The 26,160-nt window shown below is 66.8% G+C and carries 28 protein-coding genes and 1 tRNA gene; 18 read left to right on the top strand and 11 right to left on the bottom strand.

Going from position 1 to position 26,160, the window contains the following annotated elements; genetic code table 11:
* Positions 1–420: 420 nt before the first annotated feature.
* Both AC07TY_RS15265 and AC07TY_RS15260 read right to left on the bottom strand, forming a co-directional pair.
* On the bottom strand, positions 421–858 hold the full coding sequence (locus tag AC07TY_RS15265; protein WP_494785855.1) for a hypothetical protein: 438 nt from the start codon (positions 856–858) through the stop codon (positions 421–423).
* 255 nt (positions 859–1,113) lie between these two features.
* A complete protein-coding gene (locus AC07TY_RS15260) occupies positions 1,114–1,764 on the bottom strand; it encodes a hypothetical protein (RefSeq protein ID WP_494785854.1) in 651 nt (216 codons plus the stop codon).
* A 925-nt stretch (positions 1,765–2,689) separates the two neighbouring features.
* On the opposite strand from AC07TY_RS15260, the gene AC07TY_RS15255 reads away from it, so the two are divergent.
* On the top strand, positions 2,690–3,073 hold the full coding sequence (locus AC07TY_RS15255; RefSeq protein WP_494785853.1) for a hypothetical protein: 384 nt from the start codon (positions 2,690–2,692) through the stop codon (positions 3,071–3,073).
* Positions 3,074–3,147: 74 nt separating this feature from the next.
* Here the strand turns inward: AC07TY_RS15255 and AC07TY_RS15250 are convergent, their stop codons facing one another.
* From AC07TY_RS15250 to AC07TY_RS15235, 4 genes are all read right to left on the bottom strand, one after another.
* Complete coding sequence (locus AC07TY_RS15250) at positions 3,148–4,689, bottom strand: relaxase/mobilization nuclease domain-containing protein (RefSeq protein WP_494785852.1); 1,542 nt, start codon at positions 4,687–4,689, stop codon at positions 3,148–3,150.
* Between the two features lie 2 nt (positions 4,690–4,691).
* The gene (locus tag AC07TY_RS15245; protein ID WP_494785851.1) at positions 4,692–5,048 is read right to left on the bottom strand and encodes a hypothetical protein; all 357 of its coding nucleotides are present in this window, start codon (positions 5,046–5,048) and stop codon (positions 4,692–4,694) included.
* A gap of 262 nt (positions 5,049–5,310) precedes the next feature.
* Entirely contained in the window at positions 5,311–5,883 is a 573-nt protein-coding gene (locus AC07TY_RS15240; RefSeq protein ID WP_494785850.1) for a hypothetical protein, read from the bottom strand.
* Between the two features lie 228 nt (positions 5,884–6,111).
* The gene (locus AC07TY_RS15235; protein ID WP_494785849.1) at positions 6,112–6,324 is read right to left on the bottom strand and encodes a helix-turn-helix domain-containing protein; all 213 of its coding nucleotides are present in this window, start codon (positions 6,322–6,324) and stop codon (positions 6,112–6,114) included.
* A gap of 495 nt (positions 6,325–6,819) precedes the next feature.
* Here AC07TY_RS15235 and AC07TY_RS15230 point away from each other — a divergent pair, with 495 nt between their 5' ends.
* From AC07TY_RS15230 to AC07TY_RS15210, 5 genes are all read left to right on the top strand, one after another.
* On the top strand, positions 6,820–7,056 hold the full coding sequence (locus AC07TY_RS15230; protein WP_494785848.1) for a helix-turn-helix transcriptional regulator: 237 nt from the start codon (positions 6,820–6,822) through the stop codon (positions 7,054–7,056).
* Positions 7,056–8,366, top strand: a complete 1,311-nt coding sequence (locus AC07TY_RS15225; RefSeq protein ID WP_494785847.1) for a tyrosine-type recombinase/integrase — start codon at positions 7,056–7,058, stop codon at positions 8,364–8,366. Before AC07TY_RS15230 ends, AC07TY_RS15225 begins: the two co-directional genes overlap by 1 nt.
* Positions 8,367–9,869: 1,503 nt before the next feature.
* Positions 9,870–10,694 (top strand): alpha/beta fold hydrolase, encoded by an 825-nt coding sequence (locus AC07TY_RS15220; protein ID WP_494785846.1) that lies wholly within the window; start codon positions 9,870–9,872, stop codon positions 10,692–10,694.
* Between the two features lie 337 nt (positions 10,695–11,031).
* Positions 11,032–11,676 carry a hypothetical protein gene (locus AC07TY_RS15215; RefSeq protein ID WP_494785845.1) on the top strand — a complete coding sequence of 215 codons (645 nt, stop codon included), beginning with the start codon at positions 11,032–11,034 and terminating at the stop codon, positions 11,674–11,676.
* A gap of 46 nt (positions 11,677–11,722) precedes the next feature.
* A complete protein-coding gene (locus tag AC07TY_RS15210) occupies positions 11,723–12,349 on the top strand; it encodes a hypothetical protein (RefSeq protein ID WP_494785844.1) in 627 nt (208 codons plus the stop codon).
* A gap of 298 nt (positions 12,350–12,647) precedes the next feature.
* Here AC07TY_RS15210 and AC07TY_RS15205 read toward each other — a convergent pair whose 3' ends face one another.
* On the bottom strand, positions 12,648–13,295 hold the full coding sequence (locus AC07TY_RS15205) for a TetR/AcrR family transcriptional regulator (RefSeq protein WP_494785843.1): 648 nt from the start codon (positions 13,293–13,295) through the stop codon (positions 12,648–12,650).
* 103 nt (positions 13,296–13,398) lie between these two features.
* Between AC07TY_RS15205 and AC07TY_RS15200 the strand changes: the two genes are divergently transcribed.
* Positions 13,399–14,559 carry an FAD-dependent monooxygenase gene (locus AC07TY_RS15200; RefSeq protein ID WP_494785842.1) on the top strand — a complete coding sequence of 387 codons (1,161 nt, stop codon included), beginning with the start codon at positions 13,399–13,401 and terminating at the stop codon, positions 14,557–14,559.
* Positions 14,560–14,609: 50 nt separating this feature from the next.
* On the opposite strand, the gene AC07TY_RS15195 is transcribed toward AC07TY_RS15200, so the two are convergent.
* On the bottom strand, positions 14,610–14,933 hold the full coding sequence (locus AC07TY_RS15195; RefSeq protein WP_488624484.1) for a DUF7882 family protein: 324 nt from the start codon (positions 14,931–14,933) through the stop codon (positions 14,610–14,612).
* Positions 14,934–14,958: 25 nt separating this feature from the next.
* The gene (locus tag AC07TY_RS15190) at positions 14,959–15,171 is read right to left on the bottom strand and encodes a hypothetical protein (RefSeq protein WP_494785841.1); all 213 of its coding nucleotides are present in this window, start codon (positions 15,169–15,171) and stop codon (positions 14,959–14,961) included.
* A gap of 301 nt (positions 15,172–15,472) precedes the next feature.
* Between AC07TY_RS15190 and AC07TY_RS15185 the strand changes: the two genes are divergently transcribed.
* The 3 genes from AC07TY_RS15185 to AC07TY_RS15175 are packed head-to-tail and all read left to right on the top strand — an operon-like array spanning position 15,473 to position 18,529.
* Positions 15,473–16,687, top strand: a complete 1,215-nt coding sequence (locus AC07TY_RS15185; protein ID WP_494785840.1) for a type III polyketide synthase — start codon at positions 15,473–15,475, stop codon at positions 16,685–16,687.
* Positions 16,687–17,394 carry a class I SAM-dependent methyltransferase gene (locus tag AC07TY_RS15180; protein ID WP_488626735.1) on the top strand — a complete coding sequence of 236 codons (708 nt, stop codon included), beginning with the start codon at positions 16,687–16,689 and terminating at the stop codon, positions 17,392–17,394. The genes AC07TY_RS15185 and AC07TY_RS15180 overlap by 1 nt, the downstream gene beginning before the upstream one ends.
* Positions 17,387–18,529, top strand: coding sequence for an FAD-dependent oxidoreductase (locus tag AC07TY_RS15175; RefSeq protein ID WP_494785839.1), 1,143 nt, complete (start codon positions 17,387–17,389; stop codon positions 18,527–18,529). Before AC07TY_RS15180 ends, AC07TY_RS15175 begins: the two co-directional genes overlap by 8 nt.
* Here the strand turns inward: AC07TY_RS15175 and AC07TY_RS15170 are convergent.
* Complete coding sequence (locus tag AC07TY_RS15170; protein WP_494785838.1) at positions 18,526–19,353, bottom strand: UbiA family prenyltransferase; 828 nt, start codon at positions 19,351–19,353, stop codon at positions 18,526–18,528. The genes AC07TY_RS15175 and AC07TY_RS15170 overlap by 4 nt on opposite strands.
* 288 nt (positions 19,354–19,641) lie before the next feature.
* Here AC07TY_RS15170 and AC07TY_RS15165 point away from each other — a divergent pair, with 288 nt between their 5' ends.
* From AC07TY_RS15165 to AC07TY_RS15150, 4 genes are all read left to right on the top strand, one after another.
* Positions 19,642–20,088 (top strand): FAS1-like dehydratase domain-containing protein, encoded by a 447-nt coding sequence (locus AC07TY_RS15165; protein WP_123507469.1) that lies wholly within the window; start codon positions 19,642–19,644, stop codon positions 20,086–20,088.
* A complete protein-coding gene (locus AC07TY_RS15160) occupies positions 20,085–20,513 on the top strand; it encodes a MaoC/PaaZ C-terminal domain-containing protein (protein ID WP_494785837.1) in 429 nt (142 codons plus the stop codon). The genes AC07TY_RS15165 and AC07TY_RS15160 overlap by 4 nt, the downstream gene beginning before the upstream one ends.
* Complete coding sequence (locus tag AC07TY_RS15155; protein ID WP_494785836.1) at positions 20,510–21,619, top strand: UDP-N-acetylmuramate dehydrogenase; 1,110 nt, start codon at positions 20,510–20,512, stop codon at positions 21,617–21,619. The genes AC07TY_RS15160 and AC07TY_RS15155 overlap by 4 nt, the downstream gene beginning before the upstream one ends.
* A gap of 84 nt (positions 21,620–21,703) precedes the next feature.
* Positions 21,704–22,342: a hypothetical protein gene (locus AC07TY_RS15150; RefSeq protein ID WP_494785835.1), complete on the top strand. Its 639-nt coding sequence runs from the start codon at positions 21,704–21,706 to the stop codon at positions 22,340–22,342.
* A 167-nt stretch (positions 22,343–22,509) separates the two neighbouring features.
* Here the strand turns inward: AC07TY_RS15150 and AC07TY_RS15145 are convergent, their stop codons facing one another.
* Positions 22,510–23,703, bottom strand: coding sequence for a pyridoxal phosphate-dependent aminotransferase (locus tag AC07TY_RS15145; RefSeq protein ID WP_494785916.1), 1,194 nt, complete (start codon positions 23,701–23,703; stop codon positions 22,510–22,512).
* 225 nt (positions 23,704–23,928) lie between these two features.
* On the opposite strand from AC07TY_RS15145, the gene AC07TY_RS15140 reads away from it, so the two are divergent.
* The 4 genes from AC07TY_RS15140 (at position 23,929) to rplK (ending at position 26,086) form a co-directional block, all read left to right on the top strand.
* A tRNA-Trp gene (locus AC07TY_RS15140) sits at positions 23,929–24,001 on the top strand.
* A gap of 119 nt (positions 24,002–24,120) precedes the next feature.
* Positions 24,121–24,402 (top strand): preprotein translocase subunit SecE, encoded by a 282-nt coding sequence (secE, locus tag AC07TY_RS15135; protein ID WP_123507463.1) that lies wholly within the window; start codon positions 24,121–24,123, stop codon positions 24,400–24,402.
* A 184-nt stretch (positions 24,403–24,586) separates the two neighbouring features.
* Complete coding sequence (nusG, locus tag AC07TY_RS15130; RefSeq protein WP_123507461.1) at positions 24,587–25,558, top strand: transcription termination/antitermination protein NusG; 972 nt, start codon at positions 24,587–24,589, stop codon at positions 25,556–25,558.
* Positions 25,559–25,654: 96 nt separating this feature from the next.
* Entirely contained in the window at positions 25,655–26,086 is a 432-nt protein-coding gene (gene rplK / locus AC07TY_RS15125) for a 50S ribosomal protein L11 (protein ID WP_123507459.1), read from the top strand.
* The last annotated feature ends 74 nt before the right edge of the window (positions 26,087–26,160 follow it).

Here is a 26,160-nt window from a genome sequence, read left to right as displayed (position 1 = left end):
GCTCTGACCACGGGGGCATGGATGGCAGCCCTTTTTGCTGCCGATTGAGAGTGGAATAGCGGCCCTGTCCGTAAGGTGTAGGCGTGGCATTCGCGCCACCGGTTCGTTCCCACGGCCCGCCAAACGTCAGCAACGTGCACGCCGAACCGCGCCGTGGCCTGCGTTCTCTCGTCGGAGTCCAACTGGCAGGGAAACTCTTCTGCAAGGTCCCTCGTGTTATGGACAAGGGCCTGGAGAGTTATCCGGAACGTCGCAACGCCTGAGCTCAGCTGCCGATAGTGTTTGCCGAAGGCGTCGGCTGCGTTGCCCCAGTCTCGGCCGCTGTAAAGATGCGTGAGTTCTTCGACAACACGCGCCCAGGATGTGGGCAGCGGCGTCGTGTGCTCGACCCGCCACGGCTGATAGTCGTCGCTGGACAGGTCAGGCATCGGAGACGAATTCCGTTTCAGAATTAGGCGAGGATCGTCGCATACGGGACCGCTCGCGGAATGCAGGTCCGACGTGCAGGCTTCGATACTCGCCTGTGGCCCAGGAGATCATTCCGGTCCGTCGCCAGGCGAGTGCGACGTGGTGCCGGAACGCTTTTTTGAGATCCGCCCGGTCGCGGCTGCGCATACCGGCAGGGAATCGAGCGGGCAGTCCTGAGTAGTCGTCGATGAGGTAGCGGAACAGCTCGTTGAAGGTCGGGCTTTCGTGGCGTCGCTTGCTGAATCCAGCGACGAAGATTGCGGCAGAGATCGCCCACTCGTGACCGTTCTCGCCCTCAGTGAGGTCGTCAAACGCGGTCACCCATTCTGCTGGTGCCGGGCTGGACTGCTGGCGCCACCATATCGGCGTGCCTACTGGACTGTCACTCATGGCGGCCTCCGGCTGTGCCATTTGTGCGTTCCGCGAGGAGTTGCTGGTGGAGGCTCAGGTGGAGTTCGACCCAGTCGGCACGGTTGTGCTGTTCGCGTGGCGTCAATTGATTCCAGGTCGTAGATCCCTCGCCGCCGAAGAGCGCATGCATGTCGTTGACCCGCTGCGCCGTGTCGTATACGGCTGCCACGTAGTCGGCGCTGCGCCCTGCGCGCCACGGTCCGCTCCTCGGATCGGGCAGGTCGTCGCTCAGCATCAATCGCGCTCGCGAATCAACGTGACGACATCCGCAGCCGGGTGTCCGTCGCGGAGCCACTCGACGGGGGTTTGTCGACCCCAGGCGACGAGCGCCGATTTAGGAGCGTTCATGAAGGAGGAATCGTTCCGCCATCCTGCGTCGCCCTCGGTGAGGGCGCCGAGGACTTCAGGGAGGCTCGGCAAAAGTTTGACGTGGGACCCGATGTTGCACTGCCAGCCGGGGAACCGGATGCGGCCGGCGATGACGACGGCGGCAACTTGACCCGCTTCCACTTTCTGACGAAGCCCCTCCTCGTCGACTCTGAGGTACCCACACATCTCGTCGACAGACAAGGTCTCGCACACACCGGTCAGCCATGCCCGCAGCGCTATGTCATGCAGACCGCCGGCTGCCACCGCAAGTTCGGCTTCATCGAGGTCCTCCTCGGTCGTGGCGCCCGAGTCGGTCAGGGCCGCCCTCTGATTAGCGCTCATGCCTTCGCGGCTGACGGGAGGCATCGCCAGCACCTTCTCAGTCAATGCTTCGACCAGCCAGCGCCAGTCGGCGTCGAGCCTCTCTAGGGCGTCGGCAAGGCGGCTTACGGTTTCGTTTGAGGGGCGTGTGCAAGCGGCTGAAATACTTTCCAAGGTAGCGTCTTGTTCGGTCATGACAAGGCAGTTTGACGGTGTTCCGGCCCCCCGTCAACTAATTTCAAGAACGAGAGTTCGACTGAGAAATATCGCTTCTGATCTGGGATTAAGATTCAACGATCACGTCGTCAATCTCGCCGTTCGCTTATGCTCGTAAACGAGGAATAACGCCGTCTTATGTGTCCCTCAGAGCAAAGATCCTCGGGCAGTATTTCACCCGGGGTGCTCTGGCGACATCTCACCTAGAGCTTCCGTCCTGGTGCATGGCGGGCTATTCTCGCGACATGTTCTCGATTGCCGGGCGCCTCGTCGTCGCGCTGACCACGGCGTGCGCTCAGATCGACAGCGTCCTCGAGCCACATGGCTTTAAAAGCCACCCGCACCCCTCTCTTAGACGCCGAGATGCGCGACAGGGGAACATTAAGCGCTATGGCAAGTCCTGAGGCGGTGTCGTGAGTGATGCTGTCAGGTCCATTGGTGGCCCCGGCACCCCATGAATGTCATGAGCGAGGCATGCCCCGACGCAGGCGCTCGGCGGCGACATGGTGCGCTGCCCGCTACCCTCGTCGTCGATCATCTCTTAAGGCGACTCGGCGCCAGACTCGTCGCCCACGTGGCCGGGGTTTGTGCCTCTGGCATCGTCATGGGCTGGGTCTAGGGCTAAATCAGACCCTGGACACACGGAGACGCGCAACTTTGAGGCTCCCACGACAACAGACGACGCTCGGCGCGAGATGCGGGTCGACGACAATGCAAACGTGGTTTCGAGGATTGAATCCGTCGGTTGGCAATACGGCTCCAGTTCGTCTTCTGCGCAGAAGACGCCCGGCAGAAGTCAATGCTTTTCCGCACGCCGCCGCCAGAAGTTATGCCCGTGTCGAGCAGCCTCATTCGCAGCGACCCGCCCTCGTCGCTGAGGCCCATCGCTCGATGAGGAAACGACTTGACCGACGATAACCTGAGCACTTGGGACGCGTACGTTGGCCCGTTCCACGACACTGCCAGCGTTCTTCGGCTCCTGAGGATCGATGCCGACGGTCTGGAGGCGCTCGTGCGGAGGCGAGAAGTGCTTCGACTGGTCACGAAAGACGGCGCGGATGTCTATCCCGCCTTTCAATTCGGTTCCGACGGCAGCCCGCTGCCACACATATCGAAAGCGCTCAACTACCTGACCCCGGCACCCGAATGCAGGTGGGGCGACGCACTGTGGCTCAACGCTCCCGACGCCGACCTCGACGGGCTCACTCCCGCCCAAACCCTCAGAACCGATCGCTTCGAGGAGGCCCTGCGACTCACTTGTCAGGCCGGCGCCTTCCGGCTACCGTGACCTGCGTCTCCGCGCCAGTGCCAGGAGGGACTAGGACCGGGCGCTAAAGTCGAGCCCGGCCCACGTCCGCACTGCTAGGCCAATGACGGGTCATCGCGCCCGGTGTCGCGATCAGAGTCATCGACGTCCACTTCCGCCCGGATCCTGGCCAAGCGTCGCCGACGATCGCGCTCAGCCGCCACAGCCGCCACAGCCGCCTGACTCTCTTTGGCGATCGGCTCCGCAGCGTCGCTGGCGACGCGCGGATTGACCAGGTGGCTGTCCGCGAGCAGTCGATCGACGGCAAGGGCAGAAGCCGTGTCGGCCGCAATCTCGTCGAGGTCGGGTCCACTCGCTGCCGCGGCACCGTCCAGGCGAGTCGGCCAGGAGGCCGTATCGAAGACGGAGACGTGATCCTGAGGTGAGTCGCTGTCCTCCCCGTGCGAGACTCCCGCTTCGTCACGCGCCGCTGCTGATGGCGCCGTTGATGATTCGGTCGCCTCTGCCCGTGCACTCTTCGACGACAAGTACTCGTCGATCGACTCGGCGCTCCGGTCGTGCGCTATCTGATCGGCCTCGTCGAGAGCAGACCTCATTCGCTTTGCAAACGAAAGCTCAGCAGGCGTCTCCAGGAACGCGCTGCCCCGGATACCGGCAGTAGCCGGCACAGCGTGCGTCGTGGCGTCAGCAAGATCAAGCTTGTCGTCGTCGCCGGACACCTGGCGGGGCCGGCCCGGTCGAGCAGCTTCGGGTGACGGCTGGCGTCGCATCTGCTCGAGCGACTGCACCAGCGCCTCGTGTGTGAAGTCCTCCGACAGGAACGATGCCTTGCGCCGCTTGAGGCGCGGCACCGGCATCGACTCGTCCCGCATCGCGAAGATGAACCCCTGGACGGACGACCCCGCCGTTCGAGCATCACGGCCGCCGTGGCTGATCCTGTGTTCTTGCACTTCGAGGCGCACACCAAGTCGCTCGCACACAGCGCGAAATGCGCCCAACAAGGTTTCTTGATTGGCCTCGAGGCTGTTGGCATATTTACGCAGAGCATCGTCACGAGCCGCCGCGACGCGGTCACCGAGCTCGACCTCAAACGGCGTCAGCCTGGAACGCTGCCTGGACCACTCCGGTGCCGTGTACTTCCGGTGGACGTCGAGGACGTCATGACCGACTTCGCGCATCAGCTCGTCGTTGGCCTGCTTGACCTGCCAATGCGTCCTATAGTCGGCTAGTGCCTTGCCGGTGACCGTGTCGTGGTTGAGAACCTTGACGTGCGCATGGGGTGCACGCCCCTTGCCGTCGGCGTGGACGACGACGAGACAGGGGGAATGCGGGTGCATCTTCTTCGCGAGGAGGAACGCCACGTCGCCGACTCGGTGCAGGTCGGCGTCGCTATCGACGGAAAGCTCCTGTGGTGAAAACGACAGCACGTAGCTCTGCGCTTTGACCTTCCGGCTGTGACGCCGTGCCAGGTCGTCGCCAAGCGCGACGAACGACGCCACGTCGGGCGCGTCGCAGTAGAAGCCGGGAACGAGACGATTTGTGCCCCCGGCGAGGTGCTTCTTCCGCTTTGCATCCGTGCCCAGCACGAGGTACTCGGTGCTGCGCTTCAGGTCGTAGTCCGGCTTGACGTCGGTCACGCTCACGGGTGCGACCGCCCACCCAGCAGCCTGACCACCTCGCACATCGACGCAGAGAGAGCATCGATTGCAGCACCGAGGCCATTTAGATCAACACCGTCCGCGCTCGCACGACGGGCCACCTCACGCACTTCGATGCCAGCCCGCATCACCTCGACCCGAAGCGCGGAAATGGCATTGATGTGCCCATCGGTGAGTGGCGGCACAGCCGCCACGGGAACACTCTCGGGAGAAGGAGGCCGGCCTTCATATGTGTTTGCGACGTCGACCGCAACAGCGCGAGTGAATGCCGAAACCGTGAGAGCGCGACGGTGAGCCGTACGTTCGAGCAACAAATACTCCTGGAGCGTGAGTCGCATGTCGAGCTTCCTCGGCCGCGACGGGGGAGCGCTCTGCCGCGTCGCCTTCCCGCTCACGACGACTGCTCCTTTCCTTGAGTACCCGAAGGGTCTGGATCCGGTTGACGCAAGCAGACGTTCTGTCCGACACGCGAAGCAGGCGGAAGCCCGTCCAGACAGGACTCATGACGCACGGCGACGTGCCTGCTGCCCTCGCCAGAATTGGTATGCGGGGTACCCTGCCGGTGCTCATGGTTTGCCATCGGAGTCGTGATGAACCCGCTCACTGGTTGAACGGCTGTTCGAAGATGGACCCGGTCGAGGTGCCGCGCGTTACGGGCATGTCGAACAGGTTGGGGTCGCCGATCCGTGGCGTGGCCTGACCGGGAGAAGTCGCCGGCCTCTCCGCGAATGCAGCCTCCGAAGCGTCAGCGGGAGCTGCAGCGTTCTGTGTTGCGACAGTCGGAATCGACCAGGCGTCCGGCTGGGACTCGACATCGGGCATCGGCAACGCAAACGGATCGGGTGTTGAGGCGGCGACGGTCCAGTCGGTTGTCGTCTCGTTTCGCGAAGTCGCAAATGTTGCCGCGCCGTTGGACGGCGCGGTCCTCTGTGAGCGACTTGCCACTTTCCCGGAGCGGGCACGCGCGGACCTCGCGCTTGTTTCCGCGTCCATCAGCGAACGGGCCCGGTCCGCATACTTTTCGTAGGTGACGGGGTCGTATTTGCGCAGGAGCTCGACGATTCGTTGGTCGAGCGTGGCCTGCTCCTTCTTCTGCTTGTCGCGGATGCTCTTGATCCGCGCTTTGTGCTTTTTGTCCGCGGCGGCGAGTGCCGCGTCGAATACTGACGTCATGCGATGGTGCTCCTTATTGAGGTGGGAGAGGCGACGATGATGTTGGTTACTCTTGCGGCGCCGAGCAGAAGCCGATTCCTGCTGAACGGAGTAGGGATGGGCGTGCGACCGCGCACAGTCCCGCGACACAGGGCTCCCGGGGGTGCGTCGGCGCGAGTCCGGTCTCAAATCCCGGCTCGAAGTCGTGCGAAGAGGTATGCGGCCGGTGCTCAGTGCACGGGGCGCGCATCAGTTGGTGGCGTCGAAAAAGTTGCGGAGCGCGGTCTCGCTGATGCGGATCGTGCGGCCGGACGTATGGGGGCGGAAGGCTTTGAGGTCTCCAGAGTCGACCATTCGGCGCACGGTCTTGAGGCTGACGCCGAGACGGTCGGCGACCTCGGCGAACGAATAGGCGCGGAGCCTGTCGAGTTCGAGAGGGGTGGAGGGATCGGTTTTGGGCATGGGTATTCCTTGCGTCGCGGTGGCGATGGCAAGGGACCCCCGGTCAGCCATCTCAGGCTGTACCCCGGTTCTGCACGACGTGCTGTCCGATGTGTGGATCGACGGTGACCCGTGCCCCCTTGTTGCTGTCTTCGGGGGCGATCTCTTTGTGAGCAACCGACGATACGCATGACCGTCCGTGACCGACCATGCCCAGAACGGGGGCCACGCGACCTCTCTCGACCAGTCCTGTCGCTCGCAGGATCATCAGCAATCTCGGTGCAGGTGACGTGGCCGCGGGTTTCCACAGCACCCGTTCCAAAACTTCCGGGCCGGCCCGGAATCTCGTGTTACCGTCGAGCCAGCCCGAAAATGCAAGGGTCAGAGCCAACCGGACGGCAAGCCGATTGATCTCGACGAGTGGACACGCACCTTCGGTGCACGACCGCCCCAGCAACCGGTAATAGGTTCGGCGGAGCCGGTCCCTCGAAAGTCACGAACTTTCGAGGTACGACCATGCCCATTTCCGCACACACTCCGACAACGCCGGCACCAGTATCCTTATCGCCCATCGGTCTTCAGACCGACGCGGCCGCCGCATACATCGGCGTCACCCGCAAGACACTCGCCAACTGGCGCGTGCTCGGCGAGGGCCCCCGTTACGTCAGGCTCGGGAAAACTGGCTCTCGGCTGATCTACCGGGTTGTCGACCTTGAGTCCTTCCTCTCTGAGCGCGTTGTGGACGCCGCCTGATGGGCGCAGTCAAGAAGGACGAAGAGTCGCCGCGCACCCGCCAGCCCAAGAAGGGCACGAAGCGCGCAGCGACGACCCGCCTCGAGCCTGGCAAGGACTCGATCGAACGTTCCGAGCCCACGGAACGCAACAACGACGGCATCTACATGTTGGATTGGTCGATCCGTCTGCACGACGGCAGGCTGCTGCGTCGGCGATCCCAGGGAAGCAGCAAATCTGATGCGCGTCGACGGGCTCGGGCCACGGCCGAGGAACTCCTCACCACGGGCGGGAGCGAGTGGAAGACGACGTCGAAAATGGTCGACTTCATTAATGCTTTTTCCCGGCCTGCCGTCGACAATGAACCTCTCCGCCCGAGGAGTAGAGCGTCATATCGAACGGCTGTGAGCCAAATCCTTGGCGAGTGCGGCGACCACAAGCACGCGGCAGCCCTTGGAAACCTTCCGATCGCAACGGGAACACGCCTTCGGTTCCTCGAAGCATGCATCCGTGAGATCGCTGAGCTCCATGGACCTAGTTGCGGAACGCGAGCCCGGACCGTGCTGTCAAAGTACGTCATCCAACAGCTCAATCGGGAAGAGCTGTTGGTCGGCAACCCTCTCAAAGGAGTCTCGATCTCGATGAGGCGCACCGGCACGGAATCGACGATGGTAAGCGAGCCTCAACGCAAGGCGCTTACGAAGAACGAGCACCAGCGGGTCCTCGCTTACTTGCTTGAGCTCGACCCGTCGGCCGGAGTTGTCCAGCCAAAAAGGAGCCGCTTCACGATCGAGGACAGGATCGCCCGCCGTCGCAACGCGATCGAGATCACCTTGCTGCAGGCCACCACCGGCCTCAGGGTCTCCGAAGCGAACGCGCTCACTTGGAACGACGTCGAGATCACAAAAGACGGCACCGTGTACGTGACCGTGCGAGCCAGCGTGTCGAAGACGCACAAGTCGCGCAAGGTGCCCATCCTCGATGATCGCGTAGCCATGCGCGTCGCCAAGCGGTACGACGCGAGCAAGCCCAGGAACTTCGTGATCGGAGCTCCTACCGATTCATCAAAGGAGTGGGATGCCAGCAACTCCAAAAAGCAGACGACGCCCCTCTATCTAGAATTCAGCACGGAGCTGGGGATCCCCGAGTTCGCCGTCCTCCGGACACACGTATGGCGAGCGACGCTGAACACGATGTTCATGGGCAAGATCGACGTCGTCACACGAGCCGCCTACTTCGGGCACGACCCAGAGATTAATAAGTCGTCCTATACGGACGTGACGGACACGTCAGCGATGCTCGACGTCGCTCGCGAACTAAGGCGGTCGTAGTTGGCTTCGGACGGCGCTGCCCCGAAACGTCGGATGTCACGCCGAACTAGTTACACAAAAAAGGCCCGACGGAGCGAGATGTGAGCGGTGAGGAAGTTCAAACCGATAACGTGCCTGGGGCCGACACATCTGTCGCTGACTACGTGTGGTTCCCGATCCGATTGAACTGTGATTGTCCCGTCATCGAATGGCTTGATGAATGGCGCGTCGACGACTACGAGTCATTAATTCGAGCCATCCGGCTTCGCTGTCTGCAGGTGTCGCTGGCTTCGAGGCCGTGTGCACCCCAACGAACACGCTTGCGCTTGACCGGTGAGCGCCGCCTGTAATGATCATGCTCACCATTGGGGATAGTCTCTGCGGTCCTGTAGGTCCGCTCTTTCAGGAGTTCCACGTATGGATTTTGAAGAGAGTCAGGCGTCTGGTGGTCGCGACGAGCCTCGTCCTGAAGATCTGGCGGTGGCTGTTCGGTTGGAGCGCCGTGAGTTGTTGCCGCTAACGTTGGGCTACGGCCGTGGTCTCTAGCGCCCGGTCGTAGAACGCCTTCCTAAGCCCCGCTCGAGTAGGTAGGGGTGGATCGTGCGAGCCGAGAGGTCAAGTACTTCACCGATACGAGCCAGTGACTCGCCGGGTTCGTATCGCCGCCGAGCTTCGTCAATGACTTGTTCGCCCATGCCCTTGTTTCGAGTCCGCACGCCGCCTGCCGCGAGACGAGCGCTGAGTGTCGCGCGATGGACGCCCACATCCGTGGAAAAGCGCAAGAGTAATTCGGCCGCCTCGTAGGGTCGAGCGGCTTTCGCGCCTTCGGTTTGATTCAGCTGCATTGCACGCCTTCTGGGGGCAGCCTGTCCGGCCCGGCCATTCGGTCTAATTCGAGCCAGTTTAAGGGTGCATCGTATGGGTCTCTGTTTTTCTGTCGGAGGCCATAGGCCCGCCCTGTGCCTTGGCAAACGAATTCGCAGGGCCACGAATGCTGCATCGGCCGATCTGGGACAACGGGGCTGGCATTGCTCCTCGCAATTGCTTTGCTCACGGGATTGCTGGGTTCTGCGGAACTCTGGCGAGAAGCTCGTGCTGCTCGAACTCGTGTCAATCCCCGCGCGCTAACTACGCGCAGAACTACGCTCTAGCTCCGGGATTCGGGAGGTATGCCACGGGTCGCGAAGGCATCGCAATCTCGACGAATGCCCTCGTAAACCAGGCAAAAGTGACCGTGATCCCGGGGCTATCGAGAGTCTCCGCCGATAATCGTGGTGTCGCGGGTTCGAGTCCCGCTCCCGCTACACGTAAGGCCCTCTGGCCTGGGTCACCCCAGGCGGAGGGCCCTTTTTCACGGTGTCTCGGCGGTCAGAGGCACGACGATCGAGTTCACGAGGGCCCGCGAGGGCGGTGCGTGTGAGAACGTCGCGTTAACTCTTCTCAGTCGTGTCTTCTGTGCCGCCAGAATGTGGCTGGCGGGTATCTGCTCGCCGTTGTGAATCGCTTTGTGAGCTGGGAGCTTCGATGAGCACGATTACGACTTCTGACGGAACCGAGATCTTCTACAAGGACTGGGGCACCGGGCAGCCCATCGTCTTCAGCCATGGCTGGCCTCTGTCGGCCGATGACTGGGACGGACAGATGCTGTTCTTCCTGAGCAAGGGCTATCGCGTTATCGCCCACGATCGGCGAGGTCATGGACGATCGACTCAGACGTCCGAAGGCCACGACATGGACCACTACGCGGCCGACCTCGCAGCACTGACCGAGCACCTCGATCTCCACGACGCGATCCACGTAGGCCACTCGACCGGTGGCGGCGAGGTGGCGCACTACATCGGGGTCTACGGGGAGGCGCGGGTCGCTCGGGCGATTCTGATATCGGCTGTCCCGCCGCTCATGGTCCAGACCGAGACCAACCCGGGTGGCTTGCCGAAGAGCGTCTTCGACGGGTTGCAGGCGGCACTGGCCGCGAACCGGTCGATCTTCTACCGCGACCTGCCCGCGGGTCCGTTCTACGGGTACAATCGCGGCGGCGTCGAGCCATCGGAGGCGGTCATCCAGAACTGGTGGCGGCAGGGAATGATGGGCGGCGCCAAGGCCCACTACGACGGTATCGTCGCGTTCTCGCAGACCGACTTCACCGAAGACCTCAAGAAGATCAGCGTGCCGACGCTGGTCATGCACGGCGAGGACGACCAGATCGTCCCCTTCGCCGACGCAGGCCCACTCTCGGCAGAGCTGGTGCAGAACGGCACCCTCAAGGCCTACCCCGGCTTCCCGCATGGGATGCCGACCACCGAGATGGACACCATCAACGCCGACATTCTGGAATGGCTCACCGCCTGAGTCGATGCGCGCAGCCACGCGTTGATGCCGAGAGGAGGTTCGGTGGCGCCTCGGCACCCCCCGAGCCTCCTCCTTCGTCTGGGTGCCGGCCATCGACATCGGGATCGGGTCGGGTCGGCCGGACCGGACGATTCTCGGCTACAAGTCCCCGGCGAGACGCCGTCGATCCTCGAAGGTGTGAAGGGGTGTGCAGGACCGCTGGGTGAAGGCTGACGCTCAGATCGATGTCCTCATCCCGCGTTTCTTGGGAGAGCGCACCAAACTGAATCTCTATGCAAGATCAGGCTGTCGTTAAGCTCCGAGTAATCCTGTTGACCCGAACGACGGAGTGCCCCCTATGACCACAATCCAGAACGATGCTGCCGCCCGCTGGGCTGCAGCCGCGAAACTCGCGGACGGCGTTACCGATGACGGCCTTCACAAGCGGCGCGCCCGAGTGCTCCTGCAGGTCGTTGCCCTCATCGGTGGAAGCTGGATCGTCGGCTTCGTCATCGCCCTCATCTTCATTCCCCACGGATCCGGCCACGACACGTCTGGGTCCTCCGACGCGCAGTTCCAGCAGCTCATCGCCCAGTTCGTCTTTCTTGGCCTCGGCTTACTCATCGGCATCCCCGGTTTCATCTGGGCTAAACGCACCGGCCACTACATCACGAGGTGGCGGGCTGTCGCGAGCCCCCTCAATCGGAAGGAGAAGAAAAGCGTCCGCCGGCAGATCAGCGGCAAAGAGCAGCCCGACGAGGGACACCTAGGAACTGTTGTGGCGATCGCACGCCAGAACCGGCGAGCCACCCTCGGCATCGCACCCATCTACTCGGCGCTGGTCCTCTTTGCCATCGCCACCGCGGTCGGCTCCAATGATCTCCTCATCAAGCTCCTCGAGCTCGCGGTGTCCTTGATGTTCGTCGTCGTCGCGATCCAACTGGTCGTGCTTTACCGCCGAGCTGGCCGTTTCATCGAGCTCCACCCAGGCGAGACCGAATGAGAGTGCGGGGGAGCAGCCCGCAAGCAATCGGTGGAACACGGGCAGCATGAGGCCGATCTCCGATGCACTGCCGGCGGCCAGTAACGAGGATCGCCGGTGGGCTGAGGCTTCTCGGCGCGTCCGGGACCAGATGGAGCATGGGCCGCGCGTGCGGGTGATATCGAACCAGCTGGCTCTTCTCCTTCTGATCGTTCTCGTTGGCGGCCTAGGCGTCGTGGCCCGCTTTAGTGAGCCTCTGAGCGCTGCTGCGGTCGGCCAGTTCCTGCTCCTCGCCGCGGCGCTTGCTGTGAGCAGTGTGGGCTATGCCCGGGCAAAACGCGGTGGCCGCCTCCTGCCGCAGATCCCGACACCACGCGCAGAGTGGCCCCTCTCGCCGCTACTCGCCGAAGAGCGTCGCTCTGTGGCCCGGCAGCTTCGCGGACGCATCCCGCCAACCGAGCATTCTCGCGAGATCGTGCGGGATCTCATCGCGAACGCGCGGATAAACAACCGGGCCGTGATGCCCTCCCTCGTTGGGTTCTTCTTGTTTCTGTTTGCAGAATCGTTGTATCTGGGATGGCCATGGCCACTGATCATTGCGGGCCTCGTGGTCTTCCTGGTGATCATGACTAGGGTCGAAGCCCGAAGGTGGCAGAAAGCACTCGAGCAGAGCCGTTCGACGTTTCACGCGTGAAGTCTCGGAGACTCGATCGCCATTCGGGAATGGCGGCTTTGTCTTGGAAACCCTCAAAAGGACTGCCTAGCTAGCGTTGCGGCGGGAACGACTTTTCGAGACGGCGCGGGGCTCTCGAATTCAGGGTTTGCGAGGCCCCTGACCCGGCGATTGAGACGTCTCGAAGACCTTCAGTGTCCCGAGACGCACCTCAGAGCACCCGTTCCGGGACTGGACCAGGTCGCCCAGCCGAGATGGACGAACCCGGGCGGGCAAGGGAGCTGTCCTCTGATCGGTGTGTCCGGCAGCGGCGCGACTGCTAGGTGCTCCCGGCGGCTCTCGACTTCGCGGCGCGAAAGTTCGCGGCGGCGTCGCGGAGCGTCATCTCAGCGTCGTCGTGGAGCGACTCAGCCACCACGGCGAGGTCGGCTCCCGAGAGGATCGCCGCTCCGACCCTGTCCGTGATGGCCTGGACGACCGTGATGAGAGCACTTGCGTGGGCCCGGGCGACCAGGGGGTTCAGCTCGGGGTCGGTGTCCCGTATGGCTTCCGCCAGCGCGTCGCCCTGCCGATGGCGGAACTGCAGGGCGTAGCGCCGCAGAACGTCGCTCTCGATCGACTGGGCCGGATACTCTCCGCGAGCGAGGACGGGATCCTCGGTCACGAAGTGGTCGATGTCGGCGTGCACCAGGTCGCGAAGCGCATCGGCGGGAGTCAGAGACGGATCCCGGTCGGCGACAGCGCGACGGGAGCGCTCGAGCATGTCGTCGGCCATGTCGAGGACGAGATCGGGCTTGGTGGGGAAGTGGTTGTACACCGTCTGCTCCGCGACCCCGGCCGCGGCCGCGACGCTCGTCATGGAGACGGCGTCGTAGCCGTGTTCCGCGAAGAGTCGAGCGGCGGCATCCGCCACGCGCTCGCGCATCTCGCGCTTCTTCCGCTCTCGGCGTCCTGGCTCCTCGGTCACGCCGATCATTCTTCCACAGTGGTTGGGGTTACTCCACCTTCGTGCTAGCGTGAAGTCGATGGGGTTACCCTACCAATTTGCTCGGGCTGAGAGAGGACGATTCATGAACACCACGAAGACGCAGACGACGGGGGAGGTCCTGATCTCCGGCGCGAGCTTTGCCGGGCTGACGACGGCCATCTGGATGCAGCGCCTGGGGTACCGGGTCACCATCGTCGAGAGGGCAGCAGGGCTCCGGAAGGGCGGCACCCCCGTCGACCTCCGGAACGACGCCATGATGATCTTCGACAGGCTCGGGTTGCTTCCTGCGGTCCGCGCGAAGGCGCTACCCGCCCGCGCGACCGAGTTCGCCCACGTCGACGGCACCCCGATCGCGAGCATGGGGCCGGAGCCCACGGCCGACACGATCCTGATCGACGACTATGAGATCCACCGCCACGACGACGTCGAGATCCACCGCGACGACCTCCTCGCCATCTTGTTCGCGGAGGTCGAGAAGACTGCCGAGATCGTCTTCGGGGAGTCCATCGCGGCTCTGACCGACACGTCTGAGGGCGTCCGAGCCGAGTTCCGCGGCGGTCCCGTCCGCCACTTCGCGCTCGCCGTCGGATGCGACGGCAACCACTCCGGTGTCCGCGGCCTCCGCTTCGGCCCCGAATCGGAGTACAGCCACTTCCTGCACCACTACACGTCCGTGACGGTGGTCGACGGCGCGCTCATCGCCCCCTGGACATCGAGGATCCAGAACACACCTGGCCGCACTCTGCTCCTGAACTCCTACGACACCACGACCGACGTCGTCCTCGTCTTCCAGTCCGACGACGAGATCGCGTACGACTACCACGACGTCGACGAGCAGAAGCAGCTGATTCGCGACCACTTCGCCGACGCCGGCGAGCCGTTCAGCGACGCCATCGTCGACAAGGCCCTCGGCGCCGACAACTTCTACTTCGACAAGCTGAGCCAGATCCGGCTGCCCGGGTGGTCGTCCGGCCGAGTCACTCTCGTCGGCGACGCCGCCTACTGCCCGTCGCCCGCCGCCGGGATGGGCGGCTCTGTCGCCATTCTGGGGGCGACCGCCCTGCACGACGCGTTCGTCACCGCCGGGGGAGACATCGAGATCGCGTTTGCGGAGTACGAGCGGAGCTTCCGGCCGACCGCCGAGAAGATCCAGACGGAGACCGAGCAATTCGGCCTCCCCATGATCTTCCCCGACACCGCCGAGGCGATCGAGGCCCGCAACGCCCAGCTTCTCGAGATGTGATCAGAGGCGTTTCCTGCCGACGACCTCGGGTGCTCCAGCCGACGCCGCCGCTAGATCACGTGATCCGGCTGCGATTCCTGTGGCTCCGGAATGAGGGCCAGGCCGGGGTTGGAGTTCGCCGCCGCGGTCAGAATCTCGATCCAGGCCCGACTGATCGACGGCATGAGCCGATTCTCGTAGTCGAAGTTCAACGGGATCGAGGGATGCAGCCAGATCGTCGACTGAGGGGCGTCGCCGTCGGCGCCCTTCTGCCACGTGAACGAGAACGACTCATCTCGCCGGAGCTTGGCGAGGATGACCAGCTGCAGGTGCGCCAGCGCCCGGTCGTCGATCCCGATCGCAAACCGGTTGTCGCCGTAGAACAAGGTCCCCACGCCTATGCCGCCTTTCCGGTCGTGTTCACTCGTCGAATTCATCGAACGGAATGCCGCCCTGGGCGCCGGAGCCCGGACCGGGCTCGGTGAGCGGAGCTGCTTTCACGTCGCCGAGGGCAGCGGTCCTCGCCCGGAGGTCCGCAATCGCGGGCCCGTCGACGATGTCGGCGTCGTCGTAGCCTGCAGGCTCGGCCATGAGCTCGCTGCTGGGCCCGATGAGGATCGTCGACTCGCCCACGATCCCATCCGGACTGATCGAGGGAATCTGAAGTGAATCCGTCGCTCCGCGTTGGCCGAGACGGGTGGCGTAGTCCACGACGGCGTCGACCAATCCGTCTGTCGTCACCAACGAGCCGCCAGCATAGAGAATTCGTTTCACAGGACCCACCTCTCATGTGCGGCGCTCTGCCGCCGGACTCGGTCTCTGAAGCCGATTCAACCTCATCGGGTGTGGTCGTTGCCGTTTCGGGGTACGCGAGAGGGCCGATCAGGACGCCGCGCACCTGAGCGCCGCCGCCACGGCGGAAGTAGCATGACGCATGCCCGCCGCCATCCGCTCCATCGAGACAGCTGTGCCGGCGACGATCGTCGGGCAGGCCGCTCTCCGCGACCTCCTCCACGAGCAGGAGGTGTACGGCCCGCTCGGGCGCCGCGTGATCTCGGCGGCTTTCGACGGGTCGGAGATCGAGACGCGCCACTCCGTGCTGGAGGAGCTCGGATCGGACGCGCCGCCCCGCGTTCCTGCGCTCTATGAGGCCTCGTCGCGGCGCCTCGCCGACCCGGGCACGGCCGCACGCAACGACGCGTACGCCCTGTACTCGAAGCCGCTGCTCGTCGAGGCGGCGCGCAAGGCGCTGGCGGGTGCGCCGGGCATCGACGCGGCTGACGTGACGCACGTGGTGACGGTGTCGTGCACCGGCTTCTACGCGCCCGGCCCCGACTACGTGCTGGTGCGGGAGCTCGGGCTGAGGCCCTCGACGCAGCGGTTCCACCTGGGGTTCATGGGCTGCTACGCGGCGTTCCCGGCTCTGCGAATGGCGGCGCAGTTCTGCGAGGCCGACCCGTCGGCCGTGGTGCTCGTGGTGTCGGTCGAGCTGTGCTCGCTGCACCTGCACGTGGTCGACGATCCCGACGCGATCGTCGCCGCCTCGGTCTTCGGCGACGGCGCCGCGGCGGCCGTCGTGACGGCGCAGGGCGGATCCGGCTCGCAGCTCGACCTCGACGCCTTCGAGTCGACGATCGTGCCCGAGGGCGCGGGCGAGATGGCCTGGACCATCGGCGACCACGGCTTCGACATGGTGCTCTCGTCGTACGTGCCCAAGATCGTCGAGCACAACATCGGCGCCGCCTTCGAGCCTCTGCTGGCCGGCGCCGGGCTGGCGGTCGCCGATGTCGACGCGTGGGCGGTCCACCCGGGCGGACGCAGCATCCTCGACCGCGTCCAGTCGGCCCTGGGCCTCGACGACGAGCTGCTCGCTCCGTCGCGCCGGGTGCTCCGCGACTTCGGCAACATGTCGAGCGCGTCGGTGCTGTTCATTCTGAGCGACCTGCTGCACGAGCAGGGAGACGGGCACCGGGCGCAGGAACTCGCCCTCGCCACCACCACGGCCTCCGCCGGCGCCTCCGCCCTCGGCGAGCCCGCCCCTCGTCCGACGGCCCTGGCCCCGTCGGCGCCCCGGCGCGTGGCCGCCGTCGCGTTCGGCCCCGGGCTCACGGTCGAGACGGCGCTCCTCACCCTGCGCGCGGGGTCGTGATGCCGCTCGCCGTGCGCGAGACGGCGGCCGCGGAGCTGATGGACGACCCCGACTGCGACCCGCTCGCGCTCGACCGCACGTACGGCCACTTCGCGCTCGTGAACCGCCTCGTCGCGGGCTGGCGGTCGGTGTACACGACCCGCATCCGCCCGCTGGCGCAGGTGGTGCCGGGAACCCTGACCGTCCTCGACCTCGGGTCGGGCGGCGGCGACGTGTCGCGGGCTCTCGCGGCATGGGCGCGGAGCGACGGCCTCGACCTCGAGGTCACGGCGATCGATCCCGATCCGCGCGCGTTCCGCTACGCCTCGTCGCGCCCCGGCTCGGAGGGCGTCCGCTTCGAGTGCGCGTCGAGCGGCGACCTGGTGGCAGACGGGCGCCGGTTCGACGTCGTGGTCTCGAACCACGTGCTCCATCACCTCGACCCCGCGGCGCTCGCCGAGGTGCTCGGCGACAGCGAGCGTCTCGCCACGCGCCTGGTCGTCCACAACGACATCCGCCGCAGCGCCCTCGCCTACGCCGCCTACTGGGCCGCCACCGTCGGCACCTTCCGAGGCTCGTTCATCCACCCCGACGGCCTCCTCTCCATCCGACGGAGCTACCGGGCGCCGGAACTCGCCGCCGCCACCCCCGCCGCCTGGACCGTCACCCGCCATCGCCCCTGGCGCCTGCTCCTGTCGTTCGCGCCACCCGGTCCGCCCCGTGCGTGACGTCGTCGTCGTGGGCGGCGGGCCTGTAGGGCTCTTCCTCGGGGCGCTGCTCGCCGAACGCGGGCTCGACGCCGCCGTGTGGGAGCGCCGCGAGGCCCCGGGGGCGTCGTCGCGGGCCATCGGCATCCACCCGCCGTCTCTGGCCGCCTTCGACCGGGTCGGGGTGGCCGACGCCGTCGCCGCCGAGGCCGTGCGCGTCCGTCGCGGCATCGCCCGCAGCGGCCGCCGCACCCTCGGCGTCGTCCCGTTCGCGGGCGTCCACCCCCGTTTCGACTTCGTCGCCGCGCTTCCGCAGCACCGCACCGAGGCGATGCTCGAGGCGCGGCTGGCCGAGCTCGCGCCCGGGGCGCTCCAGCGCGGGGTCGAGCTCCTGGCCGTGGACGACGCCGACCCGACGTGCGTGCGGCTCGTCGCGCGGGCATCGGGCACCGCGTCGTCCGAGGTGGCCCGCTTCGTCGTCGGGGCCGACGGGCCGCGGAGCACGGTGCGGGGCCACCTCGGCGTCGCCGCGGCCCTGCGCAGCTACCCCGACCCGTACGTCATGGGCGACTTCCGCGACGACACCGGGTCGGGTGACGACGCCGTCGTCCACCTGGAGGGCGACGGCGTCGTCGAGTCGTTCCCGCTCCCGGGCGGCGCCCGTCGCTTCGTCGTGCACACCGGCACCCGGCTGCAGGATGCGACGGCGGAGGACGTCGCGCGCCTCGTCTCCGAGCGCATCGGGTCGCCGGTCGATCCCGCGACGAACACGATGCTCAGCGGCTTCGTGGCACGGCGGCGCATCGCAGACAGGACGGTGCGCGGCCGGCTCGCCCTGGTGGGCGACGCGGCGCACGAGATCAGCCCCATCGGCGGCCAGGGCATGAACCTGGGCTGGCTCGACGCGCTCGAGCTCGCGCCGCTGATCGTCGCGGCCGTCGCGAAGGGCGCTGTCGATGAGGGTGCGCTCACGGCCTGGGGGGCGCGGCGGCTCGGGGCCGCCCGGCGCGCGGCCGGGCAGGCCGAGGCGAACATGGCGCTGGGCAGGCCCGTGGGCGCGGCCCGACGCGTCGTGCGCGACACGGCGTTGAGCGCCGTGCTGGCGACACCCGCCCGGCGCACGCTGGCGCGCGCCTACTCGATGGCCTGGGCCTAGCCGGCCAGGTGTGCCCCGCCGGCGATCAGCTCGGCGGCGAGCACGACCGCGGCCGCGATGACCAGCCGGAACAGCATGCGATCGGGCGGCCGGGTGACGAGCAGCCTCGTGCCCCACGCCGCGATGCCCACGGCGACGACCAGGCCGACGAGGGAGGCCGCGGAAGCCCGAGTTCCTGCGACCACGATCACGGACGACAGCACGAGGGCGCCGAACGCCACCAGACCGGAGGTGCGCGCCCCGAGCCGGTGCGGCAGCCCGCGGACGCCGGTGGCCGCGTCGTCGGCCAGGTCGGGCAGCACGTTGGTGAAGTGGATGGCCACGCCGAAGATCGCGCCGACGGCCGTCGCCCAGGGTGCGGCGGGCGTGCCCTCCTGCGCCGAGAGGGTGACGACGCTCGGCAGCAGGCCGAACGCCACGACGAACGGGAGCACCGAGACGGGCGTGCGCTTGAGTCCGGCGTTGTAGGCCCAGCCGGCGGCGACGAGCACGAAGTGGCAGGCGGCCGCACCCGGCCCCAGCGCGATCGACACCGCCATGCCGATCACCGCCGTCGAGACGGCCGCGCGGAACACCGTCGCCCGGGGGATCAGCCCCTGCGCCACCGGCTTGTCAGTCCGGCCGCTGGCGGCATCGCGCGGCGCGTCGATCCAGTCGTTCGAGAACCCGATCGAGAGCTGGCCCAGCAGGATCGCGACGGCCAGCACGGCGATCCGCGCCGGGGCGAAGCCGAGGCTCGTCGCGAGCAGCGCCGCCAGCGCCGTGACGGCCAGCGTGGGGCCGGGGTGCGACGAGAGCGCGAGTTGCCTCGCCCGGCTGAGCATCGCCCCAGCCTAGGGGACGCCCGCGGCACCGGACGGCATGAAGCGTGCCCCGCCGAGTAGCCCGGCGGGGCACACCGTGTGCGCCGGACGGCCTCGCAGCACCGTGGACTCACTCCGGAGTCCGTGGTGGATCAGTACCGAGCGCTGCGGTGCCGTCAGAACGGGGCACGTACGTCGAGTTACCATCCCAGACGTGACACGGACTATACGCCGCGATATCCCCGCCGGAAAGGGGGCAGTCGCAACTCGCTCCCGGCGGCGTCGGAGGCCGCCCGTAGACTTGTCGCCGTGCCTGTGAACCCTGAACTGCAAGGGCGGTCCTTTCCGTCCGTGAGTCCGTATCTCGTCGGGCGAGAGAAGGTGCGCGAGTTCGCCCGCGCCACCTCGTCGACCAGCTCTCTCGCCCTCGACCCCGAGGCGGCCCGTGCGGCCGGGTTCGCCGACGTCGTGGCGCCCCCGACGTTCGCGATCGTCGTGCAGGAGCACACGCTCCAGCAGCTGCTCTCCGAGCCCGACGCCGGCATCGACTTCTCGCGCGTCGTCCACGGCGACCAGCGCTTCGCCTACACGCGCCCGATCGTCGCCGGCGACGAGCTCACCGCCACGTTGACGGTCGCGAGCGTGAAGTCGCTGGGCGGCCACTCGATGGTCACCGCCGAGTCGGTCATGGTCGACGGGGCGGGCGACCACGTCGTCACCGCCATCTCGACCCTCGTCGTGCGAGGCGACGAGTGAGCGCCCTCGAAGTCGGCCAGGTCGTGGCCGAGAAGACGTACACGCTCACCCGAGACTCCCTCGTGCGCTACGCCGGGGCCTCCGGCGACTTCAACCCGATCCACTACCGCGACGACGTCGCCGCCTCCGTCGGGCTGCCGGGCGTGCTCGCCCACGGCATGCTCACCATGGGCACGGCCGTGCAGCCGGTCGTCGCCTGGCTCGAGAGCGCTGACGGGCCCGGCATCGGCGCGTGGGTCACCGACTACCAGGTGCGCTTCACGCGACCCGTGCTCGTCGACTCCGAGACCGGCGCCGATGTCACCGTCGTCGCGAAGGTCGGCCAGCTCGACGCCGACGCCAAGACCGCGCGCGTCGACCTCACGGTCACGTTCGGCGGCGAGACCGTCCTGGGCAAGGCCCAGGTGCGAGTGGCCTGGGCGTGACGTCTCCCGGCACGGTGTCACTGGCCGACCTCACCACGATGGGCGTCGGCGGCACGCCCGAGCGCCTCGTCGAGGCGACGACCTCCGACGAGCTGCTGGCGGCGGTCCGCGAGGCGATCGCGGGCGGCGACCCGTGGTTCGTGCTCGGCGGCGGCTCCAACCTCGTGGCGAGCGACGAGGGCTTCGCCGGCACGGTGGTGCGGGTCGCGACGCGGGGCGTGGAGTTCCTGCCCGCCGAATCCGGGGCCGTGCGCCTTCGGGTGCAGGCCGGCGAGCCGTGGGACGACCTCGTCGCCCTCACCGTCGCCCGCGGCTGGTCGGGCATGGAGGCACTCAGCGGCATCCCGGGGTCGACCGGCGCCGCACCGGTGCAGAACATCGGGGCCTACGGGCAGGAGGTCGGCGACAGCCTGATCAGCGTCGACTTCTTAGACGCCGAGAGCGGCGAGTTCCTGCGCATCCCCAAAGCCAACATGGGTCTCGACTACCGCACCAGCGTCTTCAAGACCGGTCGTGTGGGCGTCATCACGGCTGTCGAGTTCGCCTTGATCGACGGAGCAGGAACATCGCAGCCCGTCGCCTTCCCCCAGCTCGCGGGCGCCCTCGCCGTCGACCTGGGCGCGCGTGTGCCCGTGGCCGACGTCCGGGCGCGGGTGCTCGAGCTCCGCGCCTCCAAGGGCATGGTGCTCGACGCCGCCGATCGCGACACCTTCTCGAGCGGCTCGTTCTTCACCAACCCGATCGTCGAGCGCGCTGTGCTCGACTCGCTCCCCACCGACGCGCCCCGGTGGGAGACCAGCGCGCAGGAACCCCGCGCCCAGACCGTCCCGCTCGGCGAGACGCCGGCGCCGCCGCACCCGTCCGAGCCCGGCCCCGTGAAGCTCAGCGCCGCCTGGCTCATCGAGCACTCCGGAGTCGCTCGCGGTTTCCGCCTGCCGGGCTCCGGCGCCGCGATCTCGTCGAAGCACACCCTCGCCATCACGAACCGCGGGAGTGCGACAGCCGACGACGTGGCCGAGCTGGCCCGCTTCGTGCAGTCGCGGGTCGCGGCCGAGTTCGGCGTCGTGCTGCACCCCGAGCCGGTGCTCCTCGGTCTGGTCCTTTAGCCCACAGGCTGCCGTAATGTGAATGTCACATACGGTAGGCGGTGTCGTCGGCATCGGCGACTTCCCCTCACCGAAAGAGACCCCATGTCACGTCTTCCGATTCCCGCTTTCGCCGCAGTCGCCCTCGGCGCGGCCATCGCGCTCGCGCCGGTCGCCGCTCACGCCGCGCCGGTGCCGGCCGCTCCGGCCTCGGCACCGGCCCCCGGCGCGCCCGCCGGTGTGGTCGACACGCAGATCAAGTTCGACGACTTCGTCTACCTGAAGCTCACGTCGCCGCGCGGATCGTCGCTCAAGGTGTCGATCTACGACGACGGCGCGCTCGTCGGCAGCGGCTACACGACCGGTGACGCCCCGGCCGCCTTCGAGCTCGAAGGCCAGGGCAAGGAGACCGAGACGTACACGGTCCGCTCCGTGGCAGCCGGTGGGATCGCCGCCACCCAGGACCTCACCGTCGACTTCAGCGGCGTGGAGCTCGCCAAGCCCCGCCTGGTCGGCGCTCCCGAGCAGAACCTGTCGCCGCGTCTGACGTTCACGGCGATCCCCGGCGCCAAAGTGTCGCTCTCGGTCAACGGGTCTCCGGCCGTCTCGAAGCAGGCCGGCGCCGACGGCCTCGTCGCGTTCTCGGCGAACCTGAAGCCGCACACCCAGAACCGCCTCGTCGCCCAGCAGTTCGCGGGACAGTCGAAGTCCGGCGTGCACTCGTTCGGCATCATCCAGAAGTAGTGCGAGGCGCGACGGATCGCAGCCGGCCCGATGCGCCCCGGCGGACGGGCTCGGACGCGATCCGTCGGGCTCGGCCCCGATCCGTGGGGCTCGGCCCCGATCCGTGGGGCTCGGCCCCGATCCGTCGGGCTCGTCTGGGATATATCGGGCGGTACGCGCTGCGGGGCCTAGGCGAAGAGCTGCTGCAGGCGGCGCACGCCCTCGAGGAGGGCGTCGTCGCCGAGCGCGTACGAGAGGCGGAGGTAGCCGCTGGGGCCGAACGCCTCACCGGGCACGGTCGCGACCTCGGCCTGGTCGAGGATCAGATCGGCGAGCTCGAGCGACGTGGTCGGCGTGACGCCGCCCCAGGTGCGGCCGAGCAGGCCCGACACGTCGGGGTAGACGTAGAACGCGCCCTCGGGGGTCGGCGTGACGATGCCGTCGATCGCGTTCAGCTCGGCGACGATGGTCTTGCGACGAACGTCGAAGGCCTGGCGCATCGTCTCGACGGAGTCCTGCGAGCCGGTCAGGGCCGCGATGGCCGCACGCTGGGAGACGTTCGACACGTTCGACGAGAGGTGCGACTGGAGGTTCGATGCCGCCTTGGCGACATCGGCAGGCGCGACCATCCACCCGACGCGCCAGCCGGTCATCGCGTAGGTCTTCGCGACGCCGTTGACGAGGATCGTCGTGTCGGCGAGCTCGGGGACCGCCTCGGTGATGGACACGGCCTTGACGCCGTCGTAGACCAGGTTCTGGTAGATCTCGTCGGTGATGACCCAGATGCCGTGCTCGAGAGCCCACTCGCCGATGGCGCGGGTCTGCTCGGCCGAGTAGACGGCACCGGTCGGGTTGGACGGCGACACGAACAGCAGCACCTTGGTGCGCGGGGTGCGGGCCGCCTCGAGCTGCTCGACGGTGACGAGGTAGTCCTGGTCGGCACCGGCAAAGACCTCGACGGGCACGCCGCCGGCGAGCTTCACGGCCTCGGGGTAGGTGGTCCAGTACGGAGTGGGCAGGATGACCTCGTCGCCGTCGTCGACGATGGCGGCGAACGACTGGTAGACGGCCTGCTTGCCGCCGTTGGTGACGATGACCTGCGATGCGGTCACGGCCGTGCCGCTGTCGCGCAGCGTCTTCGCGGCGATCGCCTCGCGCAGGTCGGGGAGGCCTGCGGCCGGCGTGTAGCGGTGGTTCCGGGGGTCGCGGGCGGCGACGACGGCGGCCTCGACGATGTGGTCGGGCGTCGCGAAGTTGGGCTCGCCGGCGGCGTAGCTGATGACGTGCTTGCCCTCGGCCTGGAGCGCCTTGGCCTTCGAATCGACCTTCAACGTCGCGGACTCGGCGATCGCGGCGATGCGCGAGGCGAGTCGGGGCTTGATGGTCGTGTCGGTGCTGGCAGCGTCGGTCCTGTTCACGGCCCCAACCCTACCCGGCGACATGCCGACGGAGGGTCTCAACTTTACTTGCCCAGAGGCGTCGCCTACACTTGTCTGCGGTGGTGGAATCCACCAAGCTTTTCCATGCCCATCGTCCAGGTGAGAATCTGAGCGACGGGGCGGCGCCTTCAGGGGGGTCGCGGCGGGGGAGCGGATTCCGGTATCCAAAGGGCGGTGGCTCAATTGGTAGAGCAGCGGTCTCCAAAACCGCAGGTTGCAGGTTCAAGTCCTGTCCGCCCTGCAGCCCTGTCCGTGCAGACGCACGGGCTGGACGACACGCCTGATCCAGGCTTACGGCCGAGCAGCACCTCGCTCGGCTCGGGGCCGGGGCGGGCACACGCTTCGAAAGGCACGAACCAAGTGGCGAGAAAAGACGTTGACGTTCCCGATGAGGACGTCGTCGCGATTGCGAAGGCCGATGGGGCTGCGCGTCGCGGTCGTTTCGCGCGCATCATGCTGTTCTTGCGCCAGGTCATCAACGAGCTCAAGAAGGTCGTCACTCCGACCCGCAAAGAGCTGGTCAGCTTCACGCTGGTCGTGCTGGTGTTCGTCGTGATCATGATGGCGCTCGTGTTCGGTCTCGACACGCTCTTCGGCTTCGCCGTCCAGTACGTCTTCGGCAACGGAGTCAGTGCCGGCTAGAGCGCAGTCGGCGCCAGCCCGTCGGCGGCATCTCGAGGCCGCCCGGGCCGCCTCCAGCCGCAACTCGCAGTCTGGACGCCGGTAGCGAGCTGTCGAAGCCCACCCCGTCCAGACCCACGACAATCCCGATCCGGGCGTCCAGCATCCCGACGACGACCCGAACCATCCAACGGAAGAAGAACCCTTGCCGAAGAACGAGCGCGACGACATCGACCTCGCCACTGCCGCCGAGCAGTCCTCCGAGGTCGAAGAGGCCCAGGAGGGCTCGACGCAGACCGCTGACGAAGACAGCGTCGACTCCGCCGAGCACGAGGCGCTTCACGTCGAAGGCGACGACCAGTCCGACACGACCGGTCTCGACGAGCTTCTCGACACGCTCGACGCCGCGAAAGACGAACAGGCCGACGCCGTCGTCGACGACGCTCTCGACATCGACAGCGCCGACGAGGCCGAGGCAGCCCTCGAGGCGACCGAAGACGAGGAGGAGCTCGACGGAGACGAGGCCGAGGCGGCTGAAGAAGCCGACGAGGCCGAGGTCGACCCGTACGAGGCCTTCCGCTACGACCTGCGCGGCAAGCCCGGCAAGTGGTACGTCATCCACTCGTACGCGGGCTTCGAGCGCCGCGTGAAGCAGAACATCGAGAACCGCATGGTCTCGATGACCATGGAGGACTTCATCTACCAGGTGGAGGTCCCGATGGAAGACGTCGTCGAGATCAAGAACGGGCAGCGCAAGCTCGTCACCCGCGTCCGCATCCCCGGCTACGTGCTCGTCCGCATGGATCTCAACGAAGACTCCTGGTCGGTCGTCCGCCACACCCCGGGCGTCACCGGGTTCGTGGGCAACGCCCACAACCCGACGCCGCTGCGCTTCGAAGAGGCCTTCAACATGCTGAAGAGCCTCGTCCAGGTGCAGGAGGCCGCACCGGCCGCCAAGGGCAAGTCGGGCGGCGGCAAGGCGGCGCAGCGCGTCATCCCCGCCGAGGTCGACTTCGAGATCGGCGAGACGATCACCATCAAGGAGGGCTCGTTCGCGGGTCTTCCGGGCACGATCAACGAGATCAAGCCCGAATCGGGTAAGCTCACCGTGCTCGTTTCGCTGTTCGAGCGCGAGACGCCGGTCGAGCTCAGCTTCGACCAGGTCACCAAGCTGTAGCCCCCATTTTTTAGACCACCGGATCGTGCCGCACGGCATTCCGGGAGAGCACGTTGCAACCGCAACGAGCTCGAACCCACAAGAAGGAAGAAACACATGGCACCGAAAAAGAAGGTCACGGGTCTGATCAAGCTTCAGATCAACGCCGGCGCCGCGAACCCCGCCCCGCCCATCGGCCCGGCTCTGGGTCAGCACGGCGTGAACATCATGGAGTTCTGCAAGGCGTACAACGCCGCGACCGAGTCGCAGCGCGGCAACGTCGTTCCCGTCGAGATCACCGTGTACGAAGACCGTTCGTTCACGTTCATCCTCAAGACGCCCCCGGCCGCCGAGCTCATCAAGAAGGCCGCCGGTCTCGCCAAGGGCTCCGCCACGCCGCACACCGTCAAGGTGGGCAAGCTGACGATGGACCAGGTCCGCGAGATCGCCACGACCAAGCAGTCCGACCTGAACGCCAACGACATCGAGGCCGCGGCCAAGATCATCGCCGGCACCGCTCGCTCCATGGGCATCACGGTCGACGCGTAAGCGTCCACCCACCCCTCTAGACATCCAGTGGGAGAGCCGGCCAGGCTCGTAACCACGCCCTCGAAATCAGGAGA

The sequence above is a fragment of the Frondihabitans sp. GW821-FHT04F02 genome, from assembly GCF_059420045.1.
Note: the sequence above shows the minus strand (reverse complement) of the source record. Positions and strands in the feature narration are given on the sequence as shown.